Here is a 17,150-nt window from a genome sequence, read left to right as displayed (position 1 = left end):
AAACATCAACAGATGAGCGAGTTGGCCTGCAGGCTATGCAGCACGGGACCTTGCGTCCAATATCGGCTGCGTATGCTTTTATATGGGCTATATATAAGTTGCTGTTGATGAACTTCGGCGTTGACACTTGCTGGAGGCGGGAATTATAAAAATTAGTTGTTCTTTGAACTTTGGCTTGTAAGGCTCCTTGAACTGCAATGGATAAGGAAATCGCTATGAAAGGCTTGGCATTGGTAACCGGTGGCAGTCGTGGAATAGGTGCGGCGGTGGCCCGTCAGCTTGGGCTGTTGGGGTATGAGGTGTGCCTGACCTACGAGCACGACGGCGAGGCGGCTCGGCAGGTGGAGGAGGCGATTGGCGCCGCTGGTGGCGTGGCCTGGAGCTGGCAGCTGGACATCGCTTCGCCGGTGGCGGTCATGGCGTTGTTCGAGGCCCTGGATCGACGCCCGCTACCCCTGGCATTGCTGGTGAACAATGCCGGGATCACCGAAGGTTTCTCCCGGCTCGAGGCGCTGTCCTATAAGCGCCTGGAGCATGTCTTCCAGGTCAATGTGTTCGGCGCCTTCATGTGTGCCCGCGAAGCGGTGCGGCGCATGGGCCGTTCCCATGGTGGGGCGGGCGGGGTCATCGTCAACCTGTCGTCCCGGGCCGCCGAACTGGGCGGGGGCGGAGAGTGGATCCACTACGCCGCGACGAAAGGGGCTATCGACAGCCTGACCCGGGGCTTGGCCAAGGAAGTCGCCGACGAAGGAATCAGGGTCAATGCCGTGGCTCCAGGTTTGATCGAGACAGGGTTGCACGCCGCAGCCGGAAAACCCGAGCGGTTGTCTGAGATGTCCACGGGAGTGCCCGCAGGCAGGGCAGGATTGCCGGAGGAGGTGGCCGACTGCGTGTGCTGGTTGGCCTCAGCCGCGGCGAGCTATGTCACCGGGGCCATTATCCCGGTTGCCGGGGGCAGGTAGGGCCTGGGGGTCTTCTCCCAACAGGCCGAGCAGGGGCAGGAAGTTGCGCAGGGCCACCGAGTTGGAGGCCGGCAGCCAGGCGGCGCTCAGGGGTGAATGCAGCGGGTTGCCGCGAATTCGCAGGAACACGATGCCCTGGCGTTGCTCGGCGCCGACGCTCTGGGGCACGAAGGTCAGCCCCACTCCGGCCCTGGTCAGGCCCAGGGCGGCTTGCAGGTTCTCGATCTGTTGCACGATGTGCAACCTGATCCCCAGCGGTTCGAGGTGGGACAGGATCCGGTCGGTCAGGCTCGGCAGCGGATAACGCGGATAGAGCACGGTCTTCTCGTTATCCAGGTCCTTGAGTTCCAGGTGCTTGCGCCCGGCCAGGCGATGCCGTGCCGGGAGCGCCACCACCAGCGGTTCCTTGAGCAGCAAGCGCTGCTCGATCGCCGGGTCGTCATCGATCGGGGGCCGGGCGAAGCCCATGTCGATGTGATGCTCCAGCAGCGCCGGGGCGATGTCCGCCGCCAGCAGCTCCTTGAACGACAGTTCCACACCCGGGTAGCACTGCTGGAACAGCCCCAGCACTTCCGGCAGCCGGTTGTACATCACCGAGCCGGCGAAGCCGATGGACAGGCGCCCGGTGTGGCCTTCGGCCAGGCCGCGGATCTCCCTGACGCTGGACTGCACGGCATCGAGGATGGCCCGGACCTTGAGCAGGAATTGTCCGCCGGCCTCGGTCAGGCGCAGGGGCCGGCTCTGGCGCTCGAACAGCAGGGCGCCAAGATCTTCTTCCAGCTGCTTGATCTGTTGGCTCAGCGGGGGTTGCGCCATGTGCAACTTCTGCGCCGCACGGGTGAAGCTCAGCTCTTCGGCCACCGCCTTGAAGTAGCGCAGATGGCGAAGTTCCAGGCGGTGTTCCATGGGTCTGGGAGAGAATTGGCTGGCGAGCCGATGCAGATTGGAGTCGGACATAATCAAGACATTCCTTTGTATTTATCGTTGTAATTCTGCTACTGCAGGAGCTGCTTTTTCGCGAACGCGGTCTGCTTTCGCGGCCGAAAAGTATAACGTCCCGCCTATTCTCCCAGCCGCGTGGGCCGGGGCAGCCAGGCCTGTCGCTGCGGGCGTTTGCCGGCAGCGACAGGACTGATTCAACGATATCCGGGCAGCGGCCGCAGACCGTTGTCGATCAGGCTTACCAGGCTTTCGTGACGGGTCCTGGGCAGGACCGCAGGGGATGCCCGCATCCGGCGTGGTTCACGCCGGACGGTGCTCGGACAGGGGGGAAGGGTGAGGGCGTTGCGCCTCAGGCGCCGATATCGCGCATCAGCAGGCCGAAGCGCAGGTCCACCTGGTCGGGAATCGGCAGGTACACGGTATGGCCGTCGCCCGGGGCCACTTCGATGGCCTGGCCCTGGGCGTTGTGCAGCTCATGCAGGTCGAAGTGGAAGTTGCCCTTGGGCGTCATCAGCTCCATGTGGTCGCCCAGGGCGAAGCGGTTCTTCACCTTGACCTCGGCCAGGCGGTCGCGGCGCAGTCCGGTGAGCTCGCCGACGAACTGCTGGCGCTCCGACACCGAGCTGCCGTTCTGGTAGTTCTGGTATTCGTCATGCACGTGGCGGCGCAGGAAGCCCTCGGTGTAGCCGCGCTGGGCCAGGGATTCCAGGTCGTTCATCAGGCTGCGGTCGAACTCGCGCCCGGCTGCGGCGTCGTCGATGGCCCGGCGATAGACCTGGGTGGTACGGGCGCAGTAGAAGTGGGACTTGGTCCGGCCCTCGATCTTCAGCGAGTGCACGCCCATGCGTGTCAGGCGCTCCACGTGCTGCACCGCCCGCAGATCCTTGGCGTTCATGATGTAGGTGCCGTGCTCGTCCTCGAAGGCCGGCATCTGCTCGTCCGGACGATTGGCTTCCTGGAGCAGGAACACCTGGTCGGTGGGGGTGCCCAGGCCCAGGGTCGGCTCGGGTTCGAAGGTCTGGACGATCTCCCCGAGGTCGTTTTCGGTGGCTTGCTCGGCCTTGTATTTCCAGCGGCAGGCGTTGGTGCAGGTGCCCTGGTTGGCGTCGCGCTTGTTCATGTAGCCCGAGAGCAGGCAGCGCCCGGAATAGGCCATGCACAGGGCGCCGTGGACGAAGACCTCCAGCTCCATGGCCGGCACCTGCTGGCGGATTTCCTCGATTTCCTCCAGCGACAGCTCCCGGGACAGGATGATCCGGCTCAGGCCCTGCTGCTGCCAGAACTCGACGCTGGCCCAGTTCACCGTGTTGGCCTGCACCGACAGGTGGATCGGCATGGCCGGGAAGTGCCGGCGTACCAGCATGATCAGCCCCGGGTCGGACATGATCAGCGCGTCGGGGGCCATTTCGATCACCGGCGCCAGGTCCTTGAGGAAGGTCTTGAGCTTGGCGTTGTGCGGGGCGATGTTGACCACCACATAGAAGCGCTTGCCCTGGGCCTGAGCCTCGCGGATGCCGAGGGCCAGGTTGGCGTGGTCGAATTCGTTGTTACGCACCCGCAGGCTATAGCGCGGTTGTCCGGCATACACCGCGTCGGCGCCATAGGCGAAGGCGTAGCGCATGTTCTTCAGGGTGCCGGCGGGGGCCAGGAGTTCGGGTTTGGCGAGGAGCGTCATGGGGCTGTCGGTCGCAAAAGGTCGCGAGGGTAAGGCAGCGCCCGCAGGCATTCATTGACCTGGGTCTATATCCGCTAGAGAAAAAACGGCACTTGGCGACGCGACGGTGGACTAAATCCCAGGACGCCAACCGGCGTTGACCGACCTGGACCGGACATGAATCAGAACAACCTGCAAAACAAGAGCCTGCTGCTGTTGCTGGCATTGGTCAGTGTGGCCTTCATCTGGATCTTGCTGCCGTTCTACGGCGCGCTGTTCTGGGCGGTGATCCTCGGCATTCTCTTCGCACCGTTGCAGCGCCGCCTGCTGCTGCGCCTCGGGGGCCGACGCAACCTGTGCTCGCTGTGCACCCTGGGCATTTGCCTGGTGATCGCCATCCTGCCGGTGATCGCCATCAGCGTGCTGTTGGTCCAGGAAGGTGCCGAGTTGTATCGCAAGATCGAGAGCGGGCAACTGGACATCGCCGGCTACCTGGAGCTGTTCAAGCATCGCCTGCCGCCGTCCGTTCAGGGTTTGCTGGACCGCTTCGGCCTGGGGGAGCTCCAGGGCCTGCAGGAAAAGGTGGCCAAGGGGGCGATGCAGGGCAGCCATTACCTGGCGACCCAGGCGTTCAGTTTCGGCCAGGGCACCTTCGAGTTCCTGGTGGGTTTCTCCGTCATGCTCTACCTGCTGTTTTTCTTCCTGCGCGACGGTCCGGAGCTGGTGCGCAAGATCCGCGCCGCAGTACCGCTGGCGGAATACCAGAAGCGGCGCCTGCAATTGAAGTTCACCCGGGTGGTGCGGGCCACGGTCAAGGGCAATGTGCTGGTGGCGGTGACCCAGGGCGCCCTGGGCGGGTTGATCTTCTGGTTCCTCGATATTCCCAGCGTGTTGCTGTGGGCGGTGCTGATGGCCTTTCTGTCGCTGTTGCCGGCAGTGGGTGCGGGGCTGGTCTGGGGGCCGGTGGCGGTGTACTTCCTGCTCAGCGGGGCAATCTGGCAGGGCGTGGTGCTGGGCTTGTTCGGGGTGCTGGTGATCGGCCTGGTGGACAACCTGCTGCGACCGATCCTGGTGGGCAAGGACACCCGGATGCCGGATTACCTGATCCTGGTCTCGACCCTTGGCGGCCTGGCGATCTTCGGTCTCAATGGCTTCGTCATCGGCCCCTTGATCGCCGCGTTGTTCCTGTCCAGCTGGGGGCTGTTCGTCGAGACCCGGCCGCGGGCGCGCTTGCCCTTGCCCTGAACGGCCTGGTGCCGGGGCTTCGGGACATCGCGCTTGCGGTCAACGTTCAGGCAGCTAGGCGTGCACCGGCTGGCGATCCAGTTGCCGGGAAAGGGCCTGGGCAGCGGTTAATGAAGCCAGGGGGCCGCTGACGGTCTCGCCATCGCGGACCAGGTACCAGCAGGCGAGCAAGCCCGATTCCCGCAGTGGGGAGGGGACGGCGCTGCCGATGACGGACATGATCTGGACGTTGGGCATGGGAAGCTCCTTTATGGGAGCGGTTACCTTACAAAGTGTCCAGTGCTACGAAAAATCACCCGGATCGATAATGGACATCGATGGCTGGGCAGGATATTCACCCACGGCGCGCGCGGGATCAGTCCACGACCTGGTCGAGCATCTGCAGCACCTCATGCTCGTTGAGCAGGCCCTTGCGCACCAGGTTCTGGGTCAGCAGGGACAGGAACTTGGCGTTGCGATGGCCCTCCAGGTGCTTGAGCTCGGTCAGGGCGTCATACACCCGGCTGGAGGTGCAGAGGCCGGCAACGCGATGCGGATTTTGCGTAGGCATGGGGAGCGTCCTTGTTGTTATGGGCCTGGGGCGATCGGACTGGATCGATCTTGCAGCCCTTGGATGACACAAACATGACCATCCCATGTCGCCCGGGGCTTCCTTGGGATCGGCACACTATTGCCGGATTTAAACGCAAGTACTGTTCCAGTCACGACATTCTGCAGAATTATTCAGACATTCGGCCGGAGTCGGAATGCAACAGGCCCCGCCTTGGAGGGCGGGGCCTGTTTCGGGAACCTGGGTTGGCTTACCAGCGGCCAGGGCCGTAGTAGTAATGAGGATGGCCGTAGTAGCCACGGGGTGGCCCGTAGTAGACCGGTGCCGGGCGATAGTAGATCGGCTGTTGCACATAGACCGGTGCCGGCTGGTAGTAGACCGGAGGGGGCGGTGGGGCGGCGTACACCGGGGCTGGTTGCACATACACCGGGGCCTGTTGCACGTAGACCGGGCGATCCTGGTTGGCGATCACCGAACCCACGACGGCTGCGCCGACGACCGCACCCAGCGCGGCGGGCCCGGCCCAGCCACCGCCATGGGCGGATGCCTGGCCGGCGACAGCGAGTGCACCAATGAGCAGGGCTATCTTGGGGATTTTGGAGATCATGGTTTTTCCTCGGTTCAACCCCTGCGTTTATGGTCTGCACCAGACTCAAGAACTGACGCGGGGATACTTCTAAGACAGCGGTTATCGCAAAATCTGCACAGTCGCTGAGTAAATGTTGTGTAAGGTCTGTACCGGCCTCTTTACCGTTATCCCTGGACGGCTGGAGCCCTTTGAACAAGCGCCGATATGATCGGGCACAAGCGGCTGGCCGACCAATCCCGTCTATCCGAAAGTGCCAAGCGAGGAGATGAAGATGCAAATGAACCCCAATAAAGACACCCAGTTGTGCATGTCGTTGTCCGGGCGTCCGGGGAACTTCGGCCTGCGCTTTCACAATCACCTGTATGAGCAACTGGGGCTGAACTTCTACTACAAGGCCTTCAGCAGCCAGGACCTGCCGGGCGCGGTCGGTGGGATCCGGGCCCTGGGTATCCGTGGCTGCGGCGTCTCCATGCCGTTCAAGGAAGACTGCATCGCCCTGGTGGACGAGCTGGACGACTCGGCCCGGGCCATTGCCTCGATCAACACCATCGTCAACACCAACGGTCATTTGAAGGCCTACAACACCGACTACATTGCCGTGGCGCAGTTGCTGGCGGCCCATGCCGTGCCCAAGGATTGCACCTTCGTCCTGCGCGGCAGCGGTGGCATGGCCAAGGCGGTGGCCAGTGCCTTGCGCGACGGCGGTTATGCCCATGGCGTGATCGTGGCCCGCAATGAAGTGGCCGGCCGCGCCCTGGCCAGCTCCCTGGGCTACCAGTGGCAGGCGGAGCTGGGCAGCCTGCGTCCGCGGATGCTGGTCAACGTCACGCCGATCGGCATGAGCGGCGGGCCCGAGGCGCAGCAACTGGCCTTCGAGGCCCAGGCCATCGCCGCGGCGGATACCGTGTTCGATGTAGTGGCGGTACCGGCCGAGACGCCGTTGATCGTACAGGCACGGGCCGCGGGCAAGCGGGTCATCACCGGGCTTGAAGTGATTGCCATCCAGGCCCTGGAGCAGTTCGTGCTGTACACCGGCGTACGCCCGAGCGAAGAGCAGTTCCAGCAGGCCGTGGCCTTCGCCCGGGGCTGAAGGGGCCGATGAGCCGAAGGCGTGTGCGATTGTCGCAACCTTCGGCAGTGGCCAGGGCCTAGCCTTCCAGGCGGGCCAGGCGTTCTTCGAGGGCGGCGATCCGCGCTTCCAGTTCTTCGATGCGTTCCAGTGACACATTTCCGCCGCTGCTGCGCTCCACCGGGTTGCCACGGGCGGCGAGGATCGCCTCGATGTCCGCCGGGTCACCCAGGGCGTGGGTGTAGCGGTCTTCGCGCTGGCCGGCCTGGCGCGGCAGGTGCAAGGCCAGGCCGCGGGCCACCAGGCGTTCGAGCTGGTGCAGGACCTGCTCGCTGTCTTCGAAGTCGTGCATGCGCCCGCTGCGGGTCAGCAGTTCGTTCACGGTCTGCGGGCCACGCAGGAACATCAGGCCACAGAGGATCAACTGCGCCGGTACCAGTTCCAGGGCTTTTTCCAGGCGCTGCTCCCAGCGATCGGCGCGGCTGCCCATCTGCAGGCGAGTGAAACCCTGGATTTCCAGGGTGCGCAGGCTCTGGCCGACCTGGCCCGGGGTCAGGTTCATCACCGGCTCGCGGCTGGTCTTCTGGTTGCAGGCGATGACCAGGGCGTTGAGGGTCAGGGGATAGGTTTCCGGGTTGGTGGCCTGTTTTTCGATCAACGAACCCAGGATGCGGATTTCCGTGCTGCCAAGACGCAGGGATTCGCTGGAGGTTTCGTGTTCGCTGCTCATGAGTACTGCTCCCTTGATGACTGATGGAAAGACGCGTGGATAGCCCGCTCAGGTCGCCTGCTGGGCACTGGGGATATCCACGGCCATGATGGCCGCTTTCGAGGGGCTCTGTTTTACCCGCAGAAGCGGTTTCTGGCCATCAGAACTTGGTGACAGGCATGCAACCGGGTGCCGGACCACGCCCGCGTGAGGGCGTGGCCGCTGGCGATCAACCGGGTTGTGCTTGCGTGGACGCTTTTGCCGTTGCAGGTGACCGTCGGGCATCGGTTGCTGGTGGTTGCTCCAGGCGCTCCCGGGCGAAACGCGCCAGGCTGTGCAGGGCGTTCCTGGCCGAACGCAGGTAGAAGGCCTGCAGTTGGAAGACATGCCAGCGCTCGTGGTGGATTTCCAGCTCGCAAGGTACCCCGCAGGCCCGGGCGTGCTCGGCCAGGCGGCAGGAGTCGGACAGCAGCAGCTCCTGGTCACCCACCTGCACCAGCATCGGTGGCAGGCCGTCCAGCTCGGCCTCCAGGGGGCGGTGCAACAGGTCTTGATCGGGCGCGCCATAGGCTTGCAGGGCCTGTTCCAGCCAGTCGCGGCGAATCATCGGATCTACGCCCTGGCGGCTCTGCAGGCTGGGGCCAGCCAGGGTCGGGTCGGTGACTGGCGACAGCAGCATGAGCCCGGCGGCGATGCCGTCGCCCCGTTTCTTCAAGGCCAGGGCCAGGGCCAACGCCAGCGCACCCCCGGCGGAGTCGCCGGCGATCAACAGTTGTTCGGCCGGGCAACCCTGGGCGCGGATCGCGTCATAGCAGGCCAGGCAGTCGTCCAGGCCCGCCGGGTAAGGGTGCTCCGGGGCCAGTAGGTAGTCGGGGACCCAGACGGCACAGCCGCTTTCCTTGGCCAGGCGGCTGGTGACGCTGTAGTGGGTGTCCGGGCTGCCGAGGCAGAACGCGCCGCCGTGCAGGTAGAGGATCGTGCCCCTGGCGGCAGTGGCCTTGGGTTCGATGATCTGCACCGGTACCCGGCCCAGGTGCGTGCGCCGTCGAGCGACCCCCAGGGCTGGCGGCATCAGCCAGGACATGCCGGCGACGAGCTTGCGCTGGCTGGCCAGGGCCCGTGACGGGCCGATCAAGGCCCTGAAGGTGCAGCGCAGGAACAGCCTGAGGAGGGCCGCGTTGGCCCGCTCCAGCCAGTCCCGGGGGGCTGCGATGCTGCGCCCGCTCGCCGGCGAGGCCGGGTCCAGCGGGCTGGACAGTTGGTAGGCCGCCAGCCCGGCGTATCGCGCCAGCCAGCGATAGGTGAAGGTGAAGCCGGGCCAATTGGTGCTGTTGTGACCTTGCTCGTCCACATACCAGCTCTTGCAGCCGCTCCATACCGAATTGGCCAGGCGTTGCTGGATCCGCAACTGGAAGCGCCGGTGCGGGCGCTCGTCCACTTCCAGGGTGCGGGCGCCGCTGGCCAGCAGTGCCTGGCGAGCCTTGAGCACATGGGATATCTGGCTTTCCAGCATATGGATGATGGAATTGTGGCCCAGGTTGGTGTTGGGGCCGTAGAGCATGAAGAAGTTCGGGAAGCCGGGCACGCTGAGCCCCAGGTAGGCGGCCGCGCCCTGTTGCCAGGCCTGGTTCAGATCGAGCCCTTTGCGGCCGGTGATGCGCATCGGCGAGAGAAACTCGGTGGCTGCGAAGCCGGTGCCGTAGATGATCGCATCCACATCGTGCTGCTCGCCGTCCTGGGTCTGGATACCGTGCTCGGTGATGCGCTTGATGCCCTGGGTCAGCAATTGCACATGGGCTTGGTCGAAGGTGGCCAGGTAGTCGTTGGACAGCAGGATGCGCTTGCAGCCGATGGGATAGTCCGGGGTCATCTGGCGGCGTAGCTGCGGGTTGGACACCGAAGTCTCCAGCAACTTCTGGAAGGGCCGGCCCACGGCCCAGCGCATCAGGCCGCGCAAGCGGGTGAAACCCAGGGCGCGTGACTCGAAGTGCAGGTAATGGCCGGCGCGCACCAGCTTCATCCACAGCGGGTAGCGCGCGAAACGCTGTTTTTCCCGGGGACTGTAGGGACGGTCGGCCTTGGCCATGATGTAGGCCGGCGAGCGCTGGAAGACTTTCAGCGCCGCGACCTGGGCGGCGACCTGCGGCACGAACTGGATCGCCGAGGCTCCGGTGCCGATCACCGCGACCCGCTTGCCGGCCAGGGAGTAGTCGTGGTCCCAGGTGGCGGAATGGAATACCTGGCCGGCGAAGCTCTCCATGCCCGCCAGCTTCGGCAGCACCGGACGGCTCAGTTGGCCGGTGGCGCTGATCAGCAGGCGCGCCAGCAGCACCTGGCCGTCGTTGCAGGTCACCTGCCAGCAGCCCAGCTCCTGGTCGAAGCTGGCCTGGCGGACCTCGGCGCCGAACCGGATGAACGGTTCCAGGCCATGGCTTTTGACGCAGTGCCGCAGGTAGGCGTGGATTTCCGCCTGGGGGGCGAAGGTCCGGGACCAGTGGGGATTGGGCTCGAAGGAAAACGAGTAGAGGTGCGAGGGCACGTCGCAGGCGGCCCCGGGATAGCTGTTGTCGCGCCAGACTCCGCCGACGTCCTGGCCTTTCTCCAGAATGACGAAGCGGCTGGCCCCGGCCTTGCGCAGGGCGATGCCCATGCCCAGGCCTCCGAAGCCGGCGCCGATGATGATGGCCTCCAGGGGCTGGCTGGCGTCGGGTGCGGAGTTCGAAGCAGTGGTGGATGCTGGCATGACGACCTCGTTGTTATTGTTGTGGTGGGATGTGGCCACTTCCCGAGGGGGAGACTACGAGCCTGGTGGAGCAAGCATGCAGGCAATCGAGCGCCGACCCCATGCTGGAAGGGGACAAGTACTTTAGTATTTGGGCCAAAACATGCTGCGACGAGCTGGCCCATGAACATTCAGTCATTCACCCGCGGACCCTCCAGCGCCCTGTTGCTGGTGAACTTCGGCCTTGAGCGGGATCTGGCGCAGACGCGCCTGCTGGCCGGCTCGGGGCTGTCCCTGGAGCAATTGCAGGACCCCAACAGCCTGTTGTCGGCGGCCCAGGAGTTGCGGCTGGTGGGCAACTTGCTGGCCTTGCTGGGGCATCCGCCGGGGCTGGGCCATGAAGTGGGCTTGCGCTATCACTTTTCCACCTATGGTTTGTTCGGTTATGGCCTGATCAGCAGCGCGACCCCGGCCGATGCCCTGCGCCTGGCCCTGCGTTTCCTGCCCCTGACCTATGCCTTCGCCCCTATCGGCTATCACCAGGAACCCGGCCTTGGGGTGCTGACCTTTGGCGAGCCGGCGGTGGCGGACGCCCGGGTGCGGACGTTCCTGCTGGAGCGGGACATGGCCGCAGCGGCGGTATTGATGAAGGAAATCGTCGGCCAGGATTTTCGCCTGCTGCGGCTGACCCGCCGTGGTGCTCCGTCGGTGCAGCATGGCGTGGATGAGGTCCGAGGGATCTTCGGCCTGGTCCCGGAATTTCGCGCGGCCCATCATGCCCTGGTGTTCGACCGGCGCTTGCTCCAGCGTCCCTTGCCCCAGGCCAATCCGGTCACGGTGTCGATGTGCGAGCAGATGTGCGCGCAGTTGCTGGAGCGCCGGCAGGCGTCCCAGGGCAGCGCCGCGCAGGTGCGCCTGCAACTGGACGCGCAGCCCGCCGGCAGCGTACCGGACTTGCCGGGCATGGCCCGTCTGATTCACACCAGCGTGCGCACTCTGAAGCGGCGTTTGCAGGAGGAGGGCACCAGCTATCGCCAGTTGCTGGCCGAGCAGCGCGGGGGCCGGGCGCTGGAGTTGCTGGCCAATCCCGCCTTGAGCCTGGGCCAGATCGCCGAGCGTTTGGGCTTCAGCGACCTGTCGAGTTTTTCCCAGAGCTTCAAGCGCAGGTTCGGCGTGGCCCCCAGCGTCTACCGCCAGAGCGTTGCACAGGAAGCACCGGGTCACGGCCTGGGGCTATAATCCGCGCGCGCTGTATTCCCATCACCGTTGATCGAGACTGTCATGACCATTTCCCTGTACGCCGCTTCCGTTCCTGTTTTCAAGCAGATGCTCAAGGCCCTGAGCGATGTGTTGCACAAGGCCGAGGCCCACGCCACGGCGAAGAACATCGAGCCTGCGGCCTTGCTCCAGGCGCGTTTGTATCCGGACATGTTCCCGCTGGTGCGCCAGGTACAGATCGCCGTGGACTTCGCCAAGGGCGTCTCCTCGCGCCTGGCCGAGATCGAGCTGCCCAAGTACGAGGATAGCGAAACCACCTTCGCCGAGCTCCAGGCGCTGCTGGCCAAGGTCCTGGCCTTCCTCGACACCATCCAGCCGACCCAGGTCGACGGCAAGGAAGGCATCGAGATCGTCACCCGCCCGGGTACTCCGAAAGAGAAGCGCTTCAGCGGCCAGTCCTACCTGCTGAGCTACGGCCTGCCGCAGTTCTTCTTCCACGTCACCACCACCTACGCCATCCTGCGCCACAACGGCGTGGAAGTGGGCAAGCGTGACTACATGGGCGCCTTCTGATCCCGCTCCCGACTGTGTTGCAGGCATGAAAAAGCCCGGCCAGGGTCAACCTGGCCGGGCTTTTTCAATGGGGCGCAATCAGGCGGATGCCTGGCCCTTGTCTTCCTGGGCCATGCAGGCCGCAGCGGTGAAGAGCACGTCGGTGGAGGAGTTCAGCGCGGTTTCCGCCGAGTCCTGCAGGACACCGATGATGAAGCCCACGGCCACCACCTGCATGGCGATTTCGCTGGGGATGCCGAACAGGCTGCAGGCCAGCGGGATCAGCAGCAGCGAGCCGCCGGCGACGCCGGACGCACCGCAGGCGCAGATGGCCGCGACCACGCTCAGCAGCACGGCGGTGGGCAGGTCCACGGCGATGCCAAGGGTGTGCACGGCGGCCAGGCTCAGCACGGTGATGGTGATCGCAGCGCCAGCCATGTTGATGGTGGCGCCCAGGGGAATGGACACCGAGTAGGTGTCTTCGTGCAGGCCCAGGCGCTTGCTCAGTTCCAGGTTGACCGGGATGTTGGCTGCCGAGCTGCGGGTGAAGAAGGCGGTGATACCGCTTTCGCGCAGGCAGGTCAGCACGAGGGGGAAGGGGTTGCGGCGGATCTTCCAGTAGACGATCAGCGGGTTCATCACCAGGGCCACGAACAGCATGCAGCCGATCAGCACCGCCAGCAGGTGCAGGTAGCCGAGCAGGGCATCGAAGCCGGAAGTGGCCAGGGTCGAGGCCACCAGGCCGAAGATCCCCAGGGGCGCGAAGCGGATCACCACCCGCACGATCAGGGTCACGCCGCTGGACAGGTCGTCGAGCACGTTGCGGGTGGCTTCCCCGGCATGGCGGATGGCCACGCCCATGCCGATGGCCCAGGCCAGGATGCCGATGAAGTTGGCGTTCATCAGCGCGCTGACCGGATTGTCCACCACGCTCAGCAGCAGGCTTTGCAGGACTTCGCTGATACCGCCCGGGGCGCTGACGGCCACGTCATGGGTGACCAGCACCAGGGACGACGGGAACAGGCTGCTGGCGATCACGGCCACCACCGCGGCGGCGAAGGTGCCCAGCAGGTAGAGCACCAGGATCGGCCGGATGTGGGTTTCCTGGCCGTGCTTGTGGTTGGCGATCGACGCCATGACCAGCACGAATACCAGGATTGGCGCCACGGCCTTGAGCGCCGAGACGAACACCTTGCCGATGAAGGCGGTGGACTTGGCCGCCTCGGGCGCCAGCAGTGCCAGGGCGATGCCGGCAATCAGGCCGATGACGATCTGGGTCACCAGGCTCAAGCGTTTGAGGGATTGCAGGAAAGAGGGAGGTGAAGCGCTCATGAAGGTATCTCTGTTTTTTTAATGTGCAGTGCGTGTTGGCGGTCCCGCAGGGCGCTGCCTCGGGATTGAACCGCGACACAAGGCTGCGGTCGGAAAGCAACGGACGCTCGGGTCGATCACGTGGCAGGCGCTTGCCCGGTGTCCGTTTGGGGCAGGGAGCGGACTTTAGCACAGCAGGCCCGGCTTCCCGTGCCGATGTGACGATCTGCCACTTGTCGGCAGCCGGGATAGCAGCTTGAGGTTGCCTTGACCCGGACCCGGTCTGTTAGTATTCGCCATCCCTTTTTTCCTATCCGCTCAGCGCGCCCTTCGGGCCTCGCTGTCATTCGTCGTCGCTGGAGTTTTCATGCTGTTTCCCATCCTGCTGTTATCGGCCGCGGGCTTCACCATCCTGACCACGGAGTTCGTGATCGTCGGCCTGTTGCCGGCGATCGCCCGCGACTTGCAGGTCAGCGTGTCCCAGGCCGGCTTGCTGGTGACCCTGTTCGCGTTCACCGTCGCCGCGTTCGGCCCGTTCCTGACCGCCTACTTCGCGCGTTTCCCGCGCAAGCAGCTGTTCATCATCGTATTGGTGCTGTTCGGCCTGTCCAATACCGTGGCGGCCCTGGCGCCGAACATCTGGGTGATGGCCTTCGCCCGGCTGGTGCCGGCCCTCGGGTTGCCGGTGTTCTGGGCCCTGGCCAGTGAAACCGCGGTGGATATCGTCGGACCGGACGATGCCGGGCGCGCCATCTCCAAGATCGGTTTCGGCATCGTCTGCGCCACGGTATTCGGGATTCCGGTGGGCACCCTGATCGCCGACGTCTTCGGCTGGCGCAGCGCGTTCGCCATCCTCGCCCTGGTGGCCTTCGCCAAGGCACTGCTCTTGTTCCTCTACTTGCCCAAGACTGCGGTGCATGACGAACAGGCCAGCCTGGGCTCGCAGTTCGGCATCCTGCGCAATCCGCTGATGCTCGGGCATGTGCTGCTGTCGATCCTGGTGTTCAGTGGCATGTTCACCGCCTATACCTACCTGGCGGATATCCTCGAGCGCCTGGCCGGCTTCAACGGCACCCTGGTGGGCTGGTGCCTGATGGGCTTCGGCGCGGTAGGGCTGATCGGCAACTCCCTGGGAGGCCGGGTGGTGGACCGCCATCCGCTGATCGCCTCGATGGTGTTCTGTGCCTTGATGATGGGCGGCATGGTGGCCCTGGTGCCGAGCATTCACTCGACCCTGGGGCTGGCGGCGGCCATGGGAATCTGGGGCATGACCCAGGCGGCGATGTTCCTGGTCAGCCATGTGCGGATGATGAAAGCCGCCCCGCAGGCGCCGGCGTTCGCCGCCTCGCTGAACATCGCCGGGGCCAACGTCGGCGTGGGCCTGGGGGCGATAGTCGGCGGCCGGGTGATCGATACCTTCGGCCTGGGCCACCTGGGGTTCACGGCGGCTGGTTTCATCCTGCTGTCCATCTTCCTGGCGGTGCTGCTGATGAAGGTGGAGGCCGCTCCCCAGGCCTGCGCTTCCTGAAGTTCAGTGGCCGAGGGGCGTGAACAATTCGCGTCGCGCCCCTTCGGTGATGGCCACGATGCCGGGGTGCTTGACCTTGCGCTCCACGGAAATGGCATAGAACGACTCGGCCACGGCGTCGGTCTGGCCAATCAGCTGCACTCCATATTGCTGGCGCACCTCATCGGCGATCACGCTGGGGGCGATGAAAATACCGCTCCCGGACTGGCCGAAGGCCTGCATCAGGGCGCTGTCGTCGAACTCCCCGATGATCCGCGGCTGCAATTGCTGCTCGGCGAACCAGCGTAGCAAGCGGCTGCGGACCACGGTTTCCTGTCCGGGAATCAGCAGTGGTGCCCCGTGCAGGCCGCGGGGAAAGTCGGCGCCATGCAGGCGCGCCAACTGCTCAGTCGCGAAGAAACTGATCCCGCATTCCCCCAGCTTCTGGCTGTAGCCCTTGATATCCAGGTGGCTTGGCATGGGGCTATCGGAAATCACCAGGTCCAGGCGCTGGATGGCCAGGTCGGCGAGCAGGCGTTCCAGTTTGTCTTCGCGGCAGGTGAGGCGGATCGGCTCACTCAGCTCCATGGTCGGGGCGATCAGCCGGTAGACGATGGACTTGGGCACCACATCCGCCACTCCCACGCGGAACTGGATCTGCTGTTCATCGGGGCGGGCCCGGAGCATGGCCTCCAGTTCGCCGCCGAGCTGGAACATCTGCTCGGCGTAGGGCAGCGTCTGGCGTCCGGCCTCGGTCAGTTCCAGCTGGCGCCCGACCCGGCGAAACAGCTCCACGCCATAGGTCTGCTCCAGCAAGGTGATCTGCCCGCTGATGGTCTGGGGCGTCAGGTTCAGTTGCTCGCAGGCGCGGACGATGCTGCCGGTCTTGGCCACGACCCAGAAGTAGTGCAATTGGCGGTAGTTGAGCATGGCTGGCCTATATTCGTAAAAACCGAAGTATAACTGCTGAAAATACGAATTTTACTGAAGTATTGCGCTCCTTAGAATGCCACGCCATCGACGGGCCACCCCTTGGTCCTGTCCGTTCTATCGAGGAAAGAGCATGTCATTGAAGAACCTGGGTGCGGTCACGGTGCTGGCCCTGTCTATGCTGACCCTGGCGGGCTGTGATCAGGCGGAGAAGAGTGCCCAGCAAGTGCTGGACAAAACGGCGCAAGCGGCCAAGCAAGCCATCGACGACACTCACAAGGCGGCGGAGCAGGCCCTGAGCGATGCCACCCGCGGTGTCGTCGGCAAGGAAAAAGACCAGGATAAGGACGCCAAGCAGGCCGAATCGTCCCAGGAAATCTGATCTTTCATTCAACCGAGTCAGGATTGACCCATGGATTACCTTTTACAACTTGCCGCCAGCCCTACCGCCTGGGTCGCCCTGGCTACCCTGGTGGTGATGGAGATCGTGCTTGGCATCGATAACCTGATCTTCATTTCCATCCTCACCAACAAGTTGCCGGAACAGCACCGGGCCAAGGCGCGGCGGCTGGGTATCGGCATGGCCCTGTTCATGCGCCTGGCCTTGCTCAGCACGGTGGCGTTCATCGTCCAGCTCACCGAGCCTGTGATCGAGGTGATGGGGCAGAGCTTCTCCTGGAAGGACATGATCCTGATCGCCGGCGGCCTGTTCCTGGTATGGAAAGCCACGACGGAAATCCATCACAGCATGGATTCCAAGCCTGAAGAGGCCAAGCCCGAGACGCCCAGCGTGGCCATCGGTTTCGCCGCGGCGATCGGCCAGATCCTGCTGCTGGACATGGTGTTCTCCATCGACAGCATCATTACCGCCGTGGGCATGACCGAGCACCTGCCGATCATGATCATCGCCGTAGTGGTCTCGGTATTGGTGATGCTGCTGGCCGCCGAGCCGCTGGCCAAGTTCATCAATGACAACCCGACCGTGGTGATGCTGGCCCTGGGCTTCTTGATCATGATCGGCATGACCCTGATCGCCGAAGGTTTCGGTGCCCACGTGCCCAAGGGCTATGTTTATGCGGCGATGGCGTTCTCGGCTGCCATCGAGTGCCTGAACATGCTGGCCCGCCGGGCCCGGCAGAAGCGCCAGGAGAGCCAGGCCCAGGCCTGACCTGAACGGCAGGCATGCCCCG

At 64.5% G+C, this 17,150-nt stretch carries 17 protein-coding genes; 8 read left to right on the top strand and 9 right to left on the bottom strand.

Annotated elements, in window-relative coordinates:
• Nucleotides 1-215: 215 nt before the first annotated feature.
• Nucleotides 216-962: an SDR family oxidoreductase gene (locus GDH07_RS26960; RefSeq protein WP_152899431.1), complete on the top strand. Its 747-nt coding sequence runs from the start codon at nucleotides 216-218 to the stop codon at nucleotides 960-962.
• Here GDH07_RS26960 and GDH07_RS26955 read toward each other — a convergent pair.
• Together GDH07_RS26955 and trhP are read right to left on the bottom strand one after the other, a co-directional pair.
• Entirely contained in the window at nucleotides 906-1,919 is a 1,014-nt protein-coding gene (locus tag GDH07_RS26955) for a LysR family transcriptional regulator (RefSeq protein WP_152899430.1), read from the bottom strand. The genes GDH07_RS26960 and GDH07_RS26955 overlap by 57 nt on opposite strands.
• A gap of 334 nt (nucleotides 1,920-2,253) precedes the next feature.
• A complete protein-coding gene (trhP, locus tag GDH07_RS26950) occupies nucleotides 2,254-3,579 on the bottom strand; it encodes a prephenate-dependent tRNA uridine(34) hydroxylase TrhP (RefSeq protein WP_152899429.1) in 1,326 nt (441 codons plus the stop codon).
• A gap of 156 nt (nucleotides 3,580-3,735) precedes the next feature.
• On the opposite strand from trhP, the gene GDH07_RS26945 reads away from it, so the two are divergent.
• On the top strand, nucleotides 3,736-4,803 hold the full coding sequence (locus GDH07_RS26945; protein WP_152899428.1) for an AI-2E family transporter: 1,068 nt from the start codon (nucleotides 3,736-3,738) through the stop codon (nucleotides 4,801-4,803).
• Between the two features lie 54 nt (nucleotides 4,804-4,857).
• Here the strand turns inward: GDH07_RS26945 and GDH07_RS26940 are convergent, their stop codons facing one another.
• The 3 genes from GDH07_RS26940 to GDH07_RS26930 all read right to left on the bottom strand — a co-directional run bounded on the left by GDH07_RS26940 (nucleotide 4,858) and on the right by GDH07_RS26930 (nucleotide 5,960).
• Nucleotides 4,858-5,040, bottom strand: a complete 183-nt coding sequence (locus GDH07_RS26940) for a hypothetical protein (RefSeq protein ID WP_152899427.1) — start codon at nucleotides 5,038-5,040, stop codon at nucleotides 4,858-4,860.
• A 118-nt stretch (nucleotides 5,041-5,158) separates the two neighbouring features.
• Nucleotides 5,159-5,353 carry a hypothetical protein gene (locus GDH07_RS26935; protein ID WP_022639748.1) on the bottom strand — a complete coding sequence of 65 codons (195 nt, stop codon included), beginning with the start codon at nucleotides 5,351-5,353 and terminating at the stop codon, nucleotides 5,159-5,161.
• 250 nt (nucleotides 5,354-5,603) lie between these two features.
• Entirely contained in the window at nucleotides 5,604-5,960 is a 357-nt protein-coding gene (locus GDH07_RS26930; RefSeq protein WP_022639747.1) for a hypothetical protein, read from the bottom strand.
• Nucleotides 5,961-6,213: 253 nt separating this feature from the next.
• On the opposite strand from GDH07_RS26930, the gene GDH07_RS26925 reads away from it, so the two are divergent.
• Nucleotides 6,214-7,032: a shikimate 5-dehydrogenase gene (locus GDH07_RS26925; protein ID WP_152899426.1), complete on the top strand. Its 819-nt coding sequence runs from the start codon at nucleotides 6,214-6,216 to the stop codon at nucleotides 7,030-7,032.
• A gap of 58 nt (nucleotides 7,033-7,090) precedes the next feature.
• Here GDH07_RS26925 and GDH07_RS26920 read toward each other — a convergent pair whose 3' ends face one another.
• Entirely contained in the window at nucleotides 7,091-7,741 is a 651-nt protein-coding gene (locus GDH07_RS26920) for a YceH family protein (protein WP_152899425.1), read from the bottom strand.
• A gap of 208 nt (nucleotides 7,742-7,949) precedes the next feature.
• Nucleotides 7,950-10,463 carry a flavin-containing monooxygenase gene (locus GDH07_RS26915; RefSeq protein ID WP_152899424.1) on the bottom strand — a complete coding sequence of 838 codons (2,514 nt, stop codon included), beginning with the start codon at nucleotides 10,461-10,463 and terminating at the stop codon, nucleotides 7,950-7,952.
• Between the two features lie 162 nt (nucleotides 10,464-10,625).
• On the opposite strand from GDH07_RS26915, the gene GDH07_RS26910 reads away from it, so the two are divergent.
• On the top strand, nucleotides 10,626-11,681 hold the full coding sequence (locus tag GDH07_RS26910) for an AraC family transcriptional regulator (RefSeq protein ID WP_152899423.1): 1,056 nt from the start codon (nucleotides 10,626-10,628) through the stop codon (nucleotides 11,679-11,681).
• Nucleotides 11,682-11,723: 42 nt separating this feature from the next.
• Entirely contained in the window at nucleotides 11,724-12,233 is a 510-nt protein-coding gene (locus GDH07_RS26905; RefSeq protein WP_152899422.1) for a DUF1993 domain-containing protein, read from the top strand.
• A 78-nt stretch (nucleotides 12,234-12,311) separates the two neighbouring features.
• Here the strand turns inward: GDH07_RS26905 and sstT are convergent, their stop codons facing one another.
• Nucleotides 12,312-13,544, bottom strand: a complete 1,233-nt coding sequence (gene sstT, locus GDH07_RS26900) for a serine/threonine transporter SstT (protein ID WP_022639740.1) — start codon at nucleotides 13,542-13,544, stop codon at nucleotides 12,312-12,314.
• Nucleotides 13,545-13,890: 346 nt separating this feature from the next.
• Here sstT and GDH07_RS26895 point away from each other — a divergent pair, with 346 nt between their 5' ends.
• Nucleotides 13,891-15,051, top strand: a complete 1,161-nt coding sequence (locus tag GDH07_RS26895) for an MFS transporter (RefSeq protein WP_152899421.1) — start codon at nucleotides 13,891-13,893, stop codon at nucleotides 15,049-15,051.
• Between the two features lie 3 nt (nucleotides 15,052-15,054).
• Here the strand turns inward: GDH07_RS26895 and nhaR are convergent, their stop codons facing one another.
• Nucleotides 15,055-15,960 carry a transcriptional activator NhaR gene (nhaR, locus tag GDH07_RS26890; RefSeq protein WP_152899420.1) on the bottom strand — a complete coding sequence of 302 codons (906 nt, stop codon included), beginning with the start codon at nucleotides 15,958-15,960 and terminating at the stop codon, nucleotides 15,055-15,057.
• 133 nt (nucleotides 15,961-16,093) lie between these two features.
• Here nhaR and GDH07_RS26885 point away from each other — a divergent pair, with 133 nt between their 5' ends.
• Nucleotides 16,094-16,342, top strand: a complete 249-nt coding sequence (locus GDH07_RS26885; RefSeq protein WP_031320186.1) for a hypothetical protein — start codon at nucleotides 16,094-16,096, stop codon at nucleotides 16,340-16,342.
• A 30-nt stretch (nucleotides 16,343-16,372) separates the two neighbouring features.
• Nucleotides 16,373-17,128 carry a TerC family protein gene (locus tag GDH07_RS26880; RefSeq protein ID WP_022639738.1) on the top strand — a complete coding sequence of 252 codons (756 nt, stop codon included), beginning with the start codon at nucleotides 16,373-16,375 and terminating at the stop codon, nucleotides 17,126-17,128.
• Nucleotides 17,129-17,150: the final 22 nt, after the last annotated feature.

Origin of the sequence: Pseudomonas piscis (assembly GCF_009380155.1) — a bacterium.
Taxonomy (GTDB): Bacteria; Pseudomonadota; Gammaproteobacteria; order Pseudomonadales; family Pseudomonadaceae; genus Aquipseudomonas; species Aquipseudomonas piscis.
The sequence above is the reverse complement of the archived record's forward strand: the minus strand, read 5'-3'. Positions and strand labels throughout refer to the sequence as shown.